At 51.0% G+C, this 12,933-nt stretch carries 9 protein-coding genes; 2 read left to right on the forward strand and 7 right to left on the reverse strand.

Annotation, left to right across the window (positions count from 1 at the left end):
- Positions 1-5: 5 nt before the first annotated feature.
- From oppC to ACGS9J_RS01390, 5 genes are all read right to left on the reverse strand, one after another.
- On the reverse strand, positions 6-914 hold the full coding sequence (gene oppC / locus ACGS9J_RS01370) for an oligopeptide ABC transporter permease OppC (RefSeq protein ID WP_044551719.1): 909 nt from the start codon (positions 912-914) through the stop codon (positions 6-8).
- A 14-nt stretch (positions 915-928) separates the two neighbouring features.
- On the reverse strand, positions 929-1,849 hold the full coding sequence (gene oppB, locus ACGS9J_RS01375) for an oligopeptide ABC transporter permease OppB (protein ID WP_442229314.1): 921 nt from the start codon (positions 1,847-1,849) through the stop codon (positions 929-931).
- An 83-nt stretch (positions 1,850-1,932) separates the two neighbouring features.
- Entirely contained in the window at positions 1,933-3,570 is a 1,638-nt protein-coding gene (gene oppA, locus ACGS9J_RS01380; protein WP_442229315.1) for an oligopeptide ABC transporter substrate-binding protein OppA, read from the reverse strand.
- Positions 3,571-3,721: 151 nt separating this feature from the next.
- Complete coding sequence (locus ACGS9J_RS01385) at positions 3,722-5,359, reverse strand: ABC transporter substrate-binding protein (protein ID WP_442229316.1); 1,638 nt, start codon at positions 5,357-5,359, stop codon at positions 3,722-3,724.
- Positions 5,360-6,050: 691 nt separating this feature from the next.
- Positions 6,051-6,695, reverse strand: coding sequence for a YchE family NAAT transporter (locus ACGS9J_RS01390; protein ID WP_020827188.1), 645 nt, complete (start codon positions 6,693-6,695; stop codon positions 6,051-6,053).
- Between the two features lie 525 nt (positions 6,696-7,220).
- Between ACGS9J_RS01390 and adhE the strand changes: the two genes are divergently transcribed.
- Positions 7,221-9,893, forward strand: a complete 2,673-nt coding sequence (adhE, locus tag ACGS9J_RS01395; protein ID WP_442229317.1) for a bifunctional acetaldehyde-CoA/alcohol dehydrogenase — start codon at positions 7,221-7,223, stop codon at positions 9,891-9,893.
- A gap of 126 nt (positions 9,894-10,019) precedes the next feature.
- On the opposite strand, the gene ACGS9J_RS01400 is transcribed toward adhE, so the two are convergent.
- The gene (locus tag ACGS9J_RS01400; protein ID WP_442229318.1) at positions 10,020-10,604 is read right to left on the reverse strand and encodes a thymidine kinase; all 585 of its coding nucleotides are present in this window, start codon (positions 10,602-10,604) and stop codon (positions 10,020-10,022) included.
- Between the two features lie 704 nt (positions 10,605-11,308).
- Between ACGS9J_RS01400 and hns the strand changes: the two genes are divergently transcribed.
- Positions 11,309-11,716, forward strand: a complete 408-nt coding sequence (gene hns / locus ACGS9J_RS01405) for a histone-like nucleoid-structuring protein H-NS (protein WP_006321188.1) — start codon at positions 11,309-11,311, stop codon at positions 11,714-11,716.
- A 205-nt stretch (positions 11,717-11,921) separates the two neighbouring features.
- Here the strand turns inward: hns and ACGS9J_RS01410 are convergent, their stop codons facing one another.
- Positions 11,922-12,932 (reverse strand): NAD-dependent epimerase, encoded by a 1,011-nt coding sequence (locus ACGS9J_RS01410; RefSeq protein WP_442229319.1) that lies wholly within the window; start codon positions 12,930-12,932, stop codon positions 11,922-11,924.
- Between the last annotated feature and the right edge of the window lies 1 nt (position 12,933).

The raw sequence follows: 12,933 nt of genomic DNA on the forward strand, positions 1-12,933 counted from the left end.
ACTCCTTAACGATCTTTCGGGTCGAGGGCGTCACGCAGGCCATCGCCGATAAAGTTGAAACAAAACAGAGTGACAACCAGGAAACCCGCCGGGAACAGCAGCAACCACGGTGAAACTTCCATCGAGTTGGCGCCATCGCTCAGCAATGCACCCCAGCTGCTTAACGGTTCTTGCGTACCCAGCCCCAGGAAGCTGAGGAAGGATTCGAACAGGATCATGCTCGGCACCAACAATGACGCGTAGACCACCACCACGCCGAGCACGTTCGGCACGATGTGGCGCAGCACGATATTGCGGCTTGAAACTCCGCACACCAACGCCGCTTCGATAAATTCTTTACGCTTCAGGCTCAGGGTCTGCCCACGCACGATACGCGCCATATCCAGCCACGACACCATGCCGATAGCGACAAAAATCAGCAGGATATTCTGCCCGAAGAAGGTCACCAGCAAGATCACGAAGAACATGAACGGGAAGGAGTTGAGGATCTCCAGCAGACGCATCATCACCGAGTCGATTTTACCGCCCAGATAACCTGACATGGCGCCGTACAGGGTCCCGACAATCACCGCCACCAGCGCGGCCGACACGCCGACCATCAGTGAGATACGCCCACCAATCGCCACGCGAACCAGCAGATCGCGGCCCGAGGAGTCAGTACCAAAGTAGTGTGCCGATTCAAGGCTTGGCGCGGCCGACATCATCGCCCAATCGGTGTCGTCATAGGCAAACTGCGACAGCCAGGGTGCCACAATCACAAACAGGGTGATCAAAGCCAATACGAACAGGCTGCTGAGCGCCGCCCGGTTGTGCACAAAGCGGCGACGGGCATCCTGCCACAGGCTGCGACCTTCCACTTCGAGCTTCTCGCTGAAGTGCTCCAGAGCCTCGCTGTTCTTTTTCGTCAACATCATTTGCGTGCTCCAGCTTAATAACGAATTTTTGGATCGATAACGGCATACAGCACGTCAACGATCGCGTTGAACAGGATAGTCAAAGCGCCCACCAGAATGGTCAGACTCAATACCAAAGAGTAGTCGCGGTTAAGCGCACCGTTGACAAACAGCTGGCCGATGCCCGGCAGGCCGTAGATGGTTTCGATGACCATTGAACCGGTGATGATGCCGACAAACGCCGGGCCCATATAGGAAAGCACGGGCAATAACGCAGGCTTCAACGCATGGCGCAATATAATGCGGCGCATCGGTAAACCTTTGGCGCGAGCGGTACGGATAAAGTTCGAGTGCAGCACTTCAATCATCGAGCCGCGCGTGATACGGGCGATACTGGCGATGTAAGCCAGCGACAACGCCACCATCGGCAAGATAATAAATTTCGGGGCACCGCCGTTCCATCCCCCACCCGGCAGCCATTTCAGCGTGATGGCAAAAATCAACACCAGTAACGGCGCCACCACGAAACTGGGGATCACCACCCCGGTCATGGCAAACCCCATCACCGTGTAATCCCATTTGGTATTTTGATTCAGTGCGGCAACCACACCGGCGCTAACGCCCAGGATCACCGCCAGAAAAAAGGCGGCCAGACCCAACTTGGCAGAAACCGGGAACGAAGCGGCCACCAGATCGTTGACTGAATAATCCTTATATTTGAATGACGGGCCAAAATCGCCCTGTGACAGCTGCGCCAGATAATGGCCGTACTGTTTCCAAATCGGATCGTTCAAATGATATTTGGCTTCGATGTTGGCCATCACTTCCGGCGGCAACGCGCGTTCGCCGGTAAATGGGCTGCCGGGCGCCAGGCGCATCATAAAGAATGAAATGGTGATAAGAATAAATAGTGTCGGGATCGCTTCCAATAAGCGACGAAATATAAATTTAAGCATTGCCCTAACCCTGTGCTGCAGCCTGATAACGGCTTATTATTTACAACATGGGCCGGCGGTTCACACCGCCGGCGCTTACCGTATCAATGCTTGATGATGTACAGGTTTTTGTCGTACACGTTATCAAGCGGGTCTTTACCGGTGTAACCGCCAACATAAGGTTTCACCAGACGAGCATTCACGTAGTAATAAACCGGAACGATGGCGGAGTCTTTATCCAGTTGTACTTCAGCTTTCTGATACAGCTCGGCACGTTCTTCTTTGGTTTTCGCCGTCAGCACATTGGCCATCAGCTTATCGAACTCGGGACTCTTATAGTGCGGAGTGTTACTGCTGCTGTCAGACAGCATCATGTTCAGGAACGAGCTAGGTTCGTTATAGTCCGCACACCAACCGGCACGCGCTACGTCATAAGTCCCCTGATGGCGGGTATCCAGGAAGGTTTTCCACTCTTGGTTCACCAGCTTCACATCCACACCCAGATTTTTCTTCCAGATCGAGGCCGCGGCAATCGCCAGCTTCTTATGCAGATCTGAGGTGTTGTACAGCAGCGAGAAGGTCAGCGGTTTGCCTGGGCCGTAACCTGCATCAGCCAGCAGTTTTTTCGCCACTTCATTGCGTTTTTCTTGTGTCCAGCTGAACCACTCTGGCGGGGTCAGTTTGGCACCATCGGTGTAAGGCGGCGTGAAGCTGTAAGCCGGCAGATCGCCCTGGTTTTTCACTTTATTGGTGATGATGTCGCGGTCCAGGCCCAGTTTCAGCGCTTCACGAACGCGAGCGTCGGTAAACGGCGCTTTCTGGTTATTGATTTCGTAGTAGTAGGTACACAGGTACGGATCCACGTGAACTTCTTTCGGGATCTCTTTTTTCAACTTCTGGAACAGTTCGATCGGCATGTTGTTATAGGTCATGTCGATTTCACCGGTGCGGTAGCGGTTAACGTCGGTCACTTCCGATGAAATTGGCAGGAAGGTGACTTTATTAATGATGGTTTTCGCGTTATCCCAATATTCCGGGTTACGTTCCAGCACAATACGTTCGTTAACCACCCAATCTTTCAGTTTGTACGCCCCGTTGCTGACGTAGTTGGCCGGCAAGGTCCATTTTTCGCCAAATTTCTCAACGGCGTCTTTGAATACCGGCTTCATCGCATAGTGCGGGGTCATTTCAACCAGATAAGGCACCGGCTCGGTCAGGGTCACCTGGAAGGTGTGGTCATCAATCGCTTTCACGCCCAGGGTAGATTTATCTTTCTTCCCGGCGATAACATCATCCACGTTTTCTACGTGGGCGTATTGCAGATAGCTGGCGTAAGGTGATGCGGTTTTCGGATCCACCACGCGCTGCCAGCTATACACGAAATCTTGCGCCGTGACCGGCTTGCCGTTCGACCATTTTGCGTCTTTACGCAGATGGAAGGTCCAGACTTTAAAATCTTTGTTATCCCAGCTTTCCGCCACGCCAGGGACAATGGAACCATCCGGGCTGTTGTTGGCCAAGCCTTCCATCAGATCGCGCGTTACGTTGTTTTCAGGGACGCCTTCGATTTTATGCGGGTCAAGCGATTGCACTTCCGAACCGTTGTTTTTAACGATCTCTTGTTTGTCAGCCAGTTGCACGCCCGCCGGCACGTCGGCCGCAAAAGCACTTCCGGTTGCTGTAATGCCCAGCGCGGCAATGATGCCGGCCGCAAGGATGGTTTTTTTCGTGATGTTGGTCATGTGTATACTCCAGTTTTTATTATCACAGGCTCATCGTGGAGCCTGCGTTGCCCGTGAGCGGACCTTGTTATACCGGCTGCCGATGAACGAATACGGCAGGCGGCCTTCCCTGTATTACTCCAGCGTTGTTGGCGTGGCGTAATACCCCTCGTTACTGCTTGATGATGTACAGATTTTTCACGTCGGTGTAGTCCAGCGGATCTTTACCGGTAAAGCCCCCCACCGACGGTCTGATCAGGCGAGCGCTGACGCGGTAATACACCGGGATCAACGCTGAGTCTTTATCCAACTGAGCCTCCGCCTGCTGATAAAGGGCTGCACGCGCAGCCACGTCCGGCGCTTTCAAGGTGCTGGCCATCAGGGCGTCAAACGCCGGGCTCTTGTAAAAAATGGTGTTGATGCTGCTGTTGGAAAGCACCAGATTGAGGAATGCGCTCGGCTCGTTATAGTCTCCGCACCAGGTGGCACGCGCTATGTCGTACTGCCCCTGATGGCGGCTTTCAAGCGAGGTTTTCCATTCTTGATTACGCAGTGTCACCTCAGCGCCGAGGTTTTTCTTCCACATCGAAGCGGCGGCGATCGCCTGCTGCTTATTTTGATCGGAGGTGTTGTACAGCAGCGTGAACTTAAGCGGCTTGGCGGCGCTGAAACCGGCTTGCTCCAGCAGTTTCTTGGCCTCGGCATTGCGCTGTTCCTGGCTCCAACTCGCCCATGCCGGCGCAGTGAATTTGGCACCCTCAGTAAAGGTTGGGGTGAAACTGAACGCCGGGATCTGACCCTGGCCCATGATTTTGTTGGCGATAATGTCGCGGTCCAGCGTCAGTTTCACCGCAGCGCGCACCCGGGGATCGGTAAAGGGAGCACGCTGGTTATTGATCTCGTAATAAAAAGTGCACAGATAAGGATTAACGTGCAGTTGTTCAGGGATCTCGCTCTTCATCTTCGCGAACAGGTTCGGCGGGATGGCGCTGTTAGTGATATCAATTTCACCGCTGCGGAAGCGGTTGACGTCGCTGACCTCTGAAGCAATCGGCAAGAACGTTGCTTTGTCGATCACCGTTTTCTTGTTGTTCCAGTAGCTCGGGCTACGTTCAAGCACAATACGCTCATTCACCACCCACTCTTTCAAGCGGTAGGCCCCGTTGCCGACATAGTTCGCCGGCAGCGTCCATTTGTCGCCAAACTTCTCAACCACCGAACGTTTTACCGGCATCAGTGCCGTACGGCTCAACATGCTGATGAAGTACGGCACCGGTTCGCTCAGTGATACCTGCAGCGTTTTATCATCGATAGCTTTAATGCCGAGGGCTTGCGGCCCTTTCTTGCCGGTCAGGATGTCGTCGATATTTTCAATTTTGGCGTACTGCAAATAGCTGGCGTAAGGAGAGCCGATTTTCGGGTCGGCCAGGCGCTGCCAACTGTAGACAAAATCCTGGGCGGTGACCGGGGAACCGTCACTCCATACCGCGTCAGGGCGCAGGTGGAAAGTCCAGGTTTTAAAATCCTGGTTTTCCCATTGGGTTGCCGCCGCCGGGACCACATGCCCATTGGCATCGGTGCTGACCAGCCCTTCCAACAGGTTCAGAATAATATTGCTTTCCGGTATCCCCTCGACCTTATGCGGATCCAACGAAGCCACTTCCGTGCCGTTGTTAATTACAATGTTCTGCTGTTGAGCCAATTGCACCCCAGCCGGGACATCGGCCGCCTGAGCAGAATAAACGGCGCTGATACTCAGCAAGCCGGTAATGAACATAGCCAATGGAGTACGCTTTCGGGTTTGCTGCATGGTCGAGGCTCCTTTTCACCAACAAGCATTGCTTATCGATATTCGTGAAGTATTTATAAGAATTCTAAATAAACAGACACCAGCAAAAATCATTCCCACTTTGACGACACAGCACAGTTAATTGCGCGTAGAAAGTTGCTCGGAAATTAGCAGAAGGCAAATTCCATAGCCAATAATTTTTACAGAAATGTTAAGCAATTCTCTTTTATTGCACCAAACCCAATCTGTGCCCCCCGAACGAGGGTGACAGAACGCCAGTTCAACAACATGATTTTATTGAATTAAAATAAAAACAGCACTGCCTTGGTGGTACGCAGCAAACCGACACATCAGACAAAGAAACATTCAGTTAACAAAGCGGCAGTTCAAAGAACAAACACCTGCTTATGTGCGGTTAATCACTAATAACACCTGGATGAAAGCGAGACAAGCCCTACAGAATGATGTGATTAAATTAACAGCGAATTTGATATCAGGGAGGTAAAAAAGGGCAATAATCGAGGAGGATAAGGGGTGAAAATAGCGCTTAGCGTTTTTATTGAGCAACAAATTGAGATTTATGCCACATCATGGTGCAAATGAAGAAAATTCATTCATATTGCGCACTATATTAATGCGAACCAATAACTGTTTTTAATTTTTAAAATTAATTTGAGTCGCGAAGTATCCTATTCACGACTCATGCGTCGGATCACAACAGACCGGGGAATATCGCCTTAATACCGGTAACGATAAACTCGATCCCTAATGCCATCAGCAACAGCCCCATGATTCGGGTGATGACGTTAATGCCGGTTTGCCCCAATAAACGCACTAATAAAGGTGCGGCACGGAACAACAGCCAGCAGCAAAAGGCAAACAACGCAATAGCGAGAGTAAAGCCCAACAGGTTCTGCCAGCTATGGTAGCGGGAGCTCCAAACGATGGTGGAGCTGATAGCGCCCGGTCCGGCCATGAGCGGTAAGGCCAGCGGCACTACGCCAATGCTTTCACGGATAGCGCTCTCTGACTTTTCCTGTTTGTTCTGCTTGTCTTCCCCGAGCTTGCCACTGATCATCGACATCGCAATGGTGACCACCAGGATCCCGCCGGCGATACGGAACGAGTCAATAGAGATGCCGAACATGCGCAAAATCCCCTCCCCCAAAAACAGCGAGGTCCACAGGATAATGGCGACCGACAGGTTGGCAGTCAGGTTAGTTTTATTGCGCCCTGCCGCAGCCTGATAGCTGGTCATGCTGATAAAAACCGGCAAAATGCCCACCGGGTTCACCAGCGCAAACAGGCCGACAAAAAATTTAATGTAGCCGGAAAAATCCAACAGAGATTGCCCCACAAATGACTCCGCTTTAATAGCTCTAAAAGTGACACTGCCTACGCGCGCTAATGTAATAGAATTGCCACGGGTAATCCATTGGTCATGAGCAGGATTTCTATCTATTAATTGCCATATTGGTAAAATAACTCGCCCTTGTTAAAGCAATGTACGGCTTATGATCTTTTATGTTGGGAAAAGTGCCCGATATCGCAGTTATTAAGAATGATTCTCAAAAAACCAAGGCTGAATGGTGTCAGCTTGAGGTTTTTATGATTTAAATCACAAAATCGCTACCCAAGAGTAGTTAAGCTCTTAGTCGTAGTCAGGGAGTAGAACAGGTTAAGGAAAAAGTGGCATCTCTGTTCGGCCCGCTGTCTTCTCCTGCTGAAGCATCGGGTAAAGCTCTTTAAGCAAATCAGCAACATGCAGCACGAAAAGTTGGAAAGTCCTTGTTTTTAAAACAGCATTTCCCACCGTTCTGTCTATACTAGTTGCTCGCACGGCTGATTTACTGAAAGAGTTTAACATTATCAGGAGAGCATTATGGCTGTAACAAATGTCGCTGAACTGAACGAGCTAGTTGCACGTGTCAAAAAAGCCCAGCGCGAATATGCCAACTTCACTCAAGAGCAAGTTGATAAAATTTTCCGCGCTGCTGCCCTCGCCGCTGCCGATGCCCGTATTCCTCTGGCTAAAATGGCCGTTGAAGAATCCGGTATGGGTATCGTTGAAGATAAAGTGATCAAGAACCACTTCGCATCAGAGTTTATCTACAACGCCTATAAAGATGAAAAAACCTGCGGTATCCTGTCCGAAGACGATACTTTCGGTACCATCACCATCGCCGAACCTATCGGCCTGATTTGCGGTATCGTCCCCACCACCAACCCAACTTCTACGGCTATTTTCAAAGCGTTAATCAGCTTGAAAACCCGTAACGGCATCATCTTCTCTCCGCACCCACGTGCGAAAAACGCCACCAACAAGGCAGCGGATATCGTGCTGCAGGCAGCGATTGCCGCCGGTGCGCCAAAAGACATCGTCGGCTGGATCGATCAACCGACCGTTGAACTGTCCAACCAACTGATGCACCACCCTGACATCAACCTGATCCTCGCCACCGGCGGTCCAGGCATGGTGAAAGCCGCCTATAGCTCCGGTAAACCGGCCATCGGCGTGGGCGCGGGTAACACCCCGGTAGTGGTTGACGAAACGGCCGATATCAAACGCGTTGTAGCTTCCATTCTGATGTCCAAGACCTTTGACAGCGGCGTGATTTGTGCCTCTGAGCAATCCGTCATAGTGGTTGATTCAATCTATGATGCGGTGCGCGAGCGTTTCGCTTCCCATGGCGGCTACATGCTGCAGGGTAAAGAGCTGAAAGCCGTGCAGGACATCATCCTGAAAAACGGCGGCCTGAACGCGGCTATCGTTGGACAGTCTGCACCGAAAATCGCTGAAATGGCCGGTATCAAAGTGCCCGCCAGCACCAAGGTGCTGATCGGTGAAGTGAAACTGGTTGATGAGTCCGAACCTTTCGCTCACGAAAAACTGTCACCAACGCTGGCCATGTATCGCGCCAAAGACTTTGAAGACGCCGTCAGCAAAGCAGAAAAATTGGTGGCAATGGGCGGCATCGGCCATACCTCTTGTCTGTACACCGACCAGGATAACCAGCCGGAACGCGTAGCCTTCTTTGGCGACAAGATGAAAACCGCACGTATCCTGATCAATACCCCTGCTTCTCAGGGCGGTATCGGTGACCTGTACAACTTTAAACTCGCTCCGTCTCTGACGCTGGGCTGCGGTTCCTGGGGCGGTAACTCCATCTCTGAAAACGTCGGTCCAAAACACTTGATCAACAAGAAAACTGTAGCGAAGCGAGCAGAAAACATGTTGTGGCATAAACTTCCGAAATCAATCTACTTCCGCCGTGGCTCACTGCCAATCGCGCTGGAAGAAGTAGCGACCGACGGGGCAAAACGCGCCTTCATAGTGACCGACCGCTACCTGTTCAACAACGGCTATGCTGACCAGATCACCTCCGTTCTGAAGTCACACGGTATTGAAACAGAAGTGTTCTTTGAAGTTGAAGCAGACCCAACGCTGTCCATCGTGCGTAAAGGCGCTGAGCAGATGAACTCCTTCAAACCAGACGTGATCATCGCACTGGGCGGCGGTTCACCGATGGATGCTGCGAAGATCATGTGGGTACTGTACGAACACCCTGAAACCCACTTCGAAGACCTGGCGCTGCGCTTTATGGATATCCGTAAACGTATCTACAAGTTCCCGAAAATGGGCGTGAAGGCGAAAATGATTGCCGTCACCACCACCTCAGGGACCGGTTCAGAAGTCACGCCGTTTGCGGTAGTGACCGACGACGTGACCGGCCAGAAATATCCGTTGGCTGATTACGCATTGACCCCTGATATGGCGATCGTTGACGCCAATCTGGTCATGAACATGCCGAAATCCCTGTGTGCCTTCGGCGGCCTGGATGCGGTAACTCACGCACTGGAAGCATATGTTTCAGTCCTGGCGAACGAATATTCCGACGGCCAGGCGCTGCAAGCGTTGAAACTGCTGAAAGAGTATCTGCCGGCCAGCTATAAAGACGGTGCCAAGAACCCGGTAGCCCGTGAGCGCGTGCACAATGCCGCGACCATCGCCGGTATCGCGTTCGCCAACGCCTTCCTGGGGGTTTGCCACTCAATGGCCCACAAACTGGGCTCTGAGTTCCACATCCCTCACGGTCTGGCCAACGCCATGTTGATCTCCAACGTCATTCGCTATAACGCGAACGACAACCCAACCAAGCAAACGGCTTTCAGCCAGTACGACCGCCCACAAGCGCGTCGCCGCTACGCTGAAATCGCTGACCACCTCGGTCTGAGCGCACCGGGCGACCGCACCGCGCAGAAAATCGAGAAGTTGCTGACCTGGTTGGATGAGATCAAAGCCGAGCTGGGCATCCCGGCGTCAATCCGTGAAGCCGGCGTACTGGAAGCCGATTTCCTGGCGAAAGTAGACAAACTGTCCGAAGACGCCTTTGACGACCAATGTACCGGTGCTAACCCGCGTTATCCGCTGATTGCCGAACTCAAGCAAATCATGCTGGATACCTTCTACGGCCGTAAATTCAGCGAAGCGGTTGATGAAGAAGTTCTGGCCGCACCGGTTGCCGCCAAAGCGGAAAAAAAGACCAAAAAATAACGGTTCATTGAGCCAATAAAAAACCGCCGAAAGGCGGTTTTTTTATGCGGCGAGGTGATACATCCACTCGCTTGCTTCGAAACAGTGCCAAAACGCGCCACAAGGTTCTCTGTCGCGCTTAGTGGTTTACTCCAGCGATTGTATCGCTTCCTTGTAATGCTTGCGGCAAACGGAGACATAGCTTTCGTTACCGCCTATCACCACCTGTTCACCGGCATGCATCGCCTGCCCGCTCTCATCGAGCCGCAGCACCATATTCGCCTTGCGACCGCAGTGGCAAATGGTTTTCAGCTCCACCAGTTTGTCTGCCCAGGCCAGCAAGTATTGACTGCCAATAAACAGTTCACCCAAGAAATCGGTACGCAAGCCATAACACAGCACCGGAATATCCAACTGATCGACAACATCGCACAATTGCTCAACCTGCTGCTTCGTCAGGAACTGGCTTTCATCCAACAGAACGCAGTGTACCGGCTGCTGCTGATGTTCCTGCGCGATCATCGCATAGAGCATAGAGTCATTATTGTAGAGCTGTGCCTGGGAAGACAGGCCGATACGCGAGCTAACCTTGCCGACACCAAAACGGTGATCTATTTCGGCGGTAAACACCAGCGTGCGCATACCACGTTCTTGATAATTATATGAAGATTGTAACAGCGCGGTAGATTTCCCTGCATTCATAGCAGAGTAATAAAAATAAAGTTGAGACATGGGCCCGCAACTCCAATGGTATAAGAAATATTCAGCGGTTGATTCAGAAGCCAAGTGTACCATAAGGTGTCCGCCGGCTCACACCTGCGGGTTAATCAATATCGCGGCCAAACGAATACTCGCCTTTCAAATGAAACATTCCGTTCTGCCCGCATTGCACTTTTACATCTATTTACAGGATGATTGCTGCCTGTCATCACATTTAATTACTTCCAATGATTAGCGTCCGGCATTAATGGTTATGCCAATGCAGTGAAGCGTCCCTGCAACAGCAGGCCAGCCCATAAGATAAAATCTATTAACGCCGCTTAGCTGCTGTGCCGGAGTATTTAATGACATAAAACCGTCAAGGGTACAGTTCTTGACGTTATCTTTACTCGCATACCCCTATTGTTTACAGTGTTTGCAGACTAAAGCGCGTGATTTAACCCACAGAATTCAGAGTAATATTGATATAAAACACAATTATAACTTAGTTATGAATGCCTTTCTGGCGCAGCAAACATACCGCCGTTGTTGAAAATTTGACTTAAAAATGGCGGTTGTAATACTTATCTCCCCCCTCTATATTAGTCAGAGAGTTCTGGTTAAGTCTTTTAAAAGGTAAATTTGAGCGTTCCTTTCAATTTGGCTATTGCAGAAAAGAAAAGAGCACTCTATTATTATCCAGACGCCCCCCACCAATATAATTTGAGACTAGGACAATGAGCGAAGCATTAAAGATTTTGAACAACATCCGTACTCTCCGCGCTCAGGCAAGAGAATGCAGCCTGGAAACGCTGGAAGAGATGCTTGAAAAACTGGAAGTTGTTGTGAACGAACGTCGCGAAGAAGACAGCCAGGCTCAAGCAGAAGTTGAAGAACGCACCCGTAAACTGCAGCAATATCGTGAAATGCTGATTGCTGACGGTATTGATCCAAATGAACTGCTGCAAACTATGGCTGCAACTAAAGCCGCTGGTAAAGCTAAACGTGCAGCTCGTCCGGCTAAATACCAATATAAAGACGAAAACGGCGAACTGAAAACCTGGACCGGCCAGGGCCGTACCCCAGCAGTGATTAAGAAAGCTATCGAAGAGCAAGGTAAATCTCTGGACGATTTCCTGCTGTAATAGCATTCCGCTGCATGTTAAAAAGGCTCCCTAGGGAGCCTTTTTGTTATGCTTATTTTCAGGTTTCTTACAAATCCCGTCAGGCTTTACGTAATTATCCTAATGGATGACCGCGCTTATCCTTTGCTTAACGACGGAGTCCCCACCCTTTTCCAAAGCATAAAAAAGGGGCCTGAGCCCCTTATAGCATTAGCGCGCTGTTCAATTACTGAACTTTATAAAATGACTTATACCATTCGACAAAGCGTTTCACGCCTTCTTCAACGCCGGTCTCCGGTTTAAATCCAATCACGCGGTAGAGTTCAGCAGTATCGGCACTGGTATCTAACACGTCGCCAGGCTGCATCGGCAGCATATTCTTACGTGCTTCAATCCCCAGAGCCTGTTCCAGTGCACTGATATATTCCATCAGTTTTACCGGGCTGCTGTTGCCGATATTATAAACATGATATGGCGCGGAACTGGTCGCCGGCGACCCTTGCTCAACGGTCCAGGCTGCATTGGGTTGAGGAATAACCGCCTGTAACCTCACAATAGCCTCGGCGATATCATCGATGTAGGTAAAGTCACGGTGCATTTCCCCGTGGTTATATACATCGATACTGTCGCCCGCCAATATGGCCTTGGTAAATTTAAACAGCGCCATGTCTGGGCGCCCCCACGGGCCATATACGGTGAAGAAACGCAGGCCGGTGGTTGGGAGACCATATAAGTGGGAGTAGCTGTGCGACATCAACTCATTGGCTTTCTTGGTTGCCGCATACAATGACACAGGGTGGTCGACTGAATCTTCAGTCGCAAATGGTAGCTTACGATTCAGGCCATATACCGAACTGGAAGAAGCGTATAACAGGTGCTCGACTTTATTGTGTCGGCAGCCTTCCAGCACGTTTAAATGCCCGATAAGATTCGAGTCCGCATACGCCAGCGGGTTTTCCAGTGAATAACGCACCCCGGCTTGTGCACCCAGATGAATCACCCGCTGAAACTTATGCTGGGCAAATAGCTGTGCCATCCCCTCTCGATCGGCCAAATCCAGTTTAATGAACTGGAAGGCGGACTTATCCGCCAGCAGATCAAGACGGGCCATTTTCAGGCCCACATCGTAATAATCATTCAGGTTGTCGATACCGACAACCTGATGCCCAGCGGCCAACAAGCGCTCAGCAGTATGATAACCAATAAACCCTGCCGCGCCTGTAACCAGGAATTTCATA

The sequence above is a fragment of the Serratia quinivorans genome (genome assembly GCF_052113645.1).
GTDB classification, from domain to species: Bacteria; Pseudomonadota; Gammaproteobacteria; order Enterobacterales; family Enterobacteriaceae; genus Serratia; species Serratia quinivorans_B.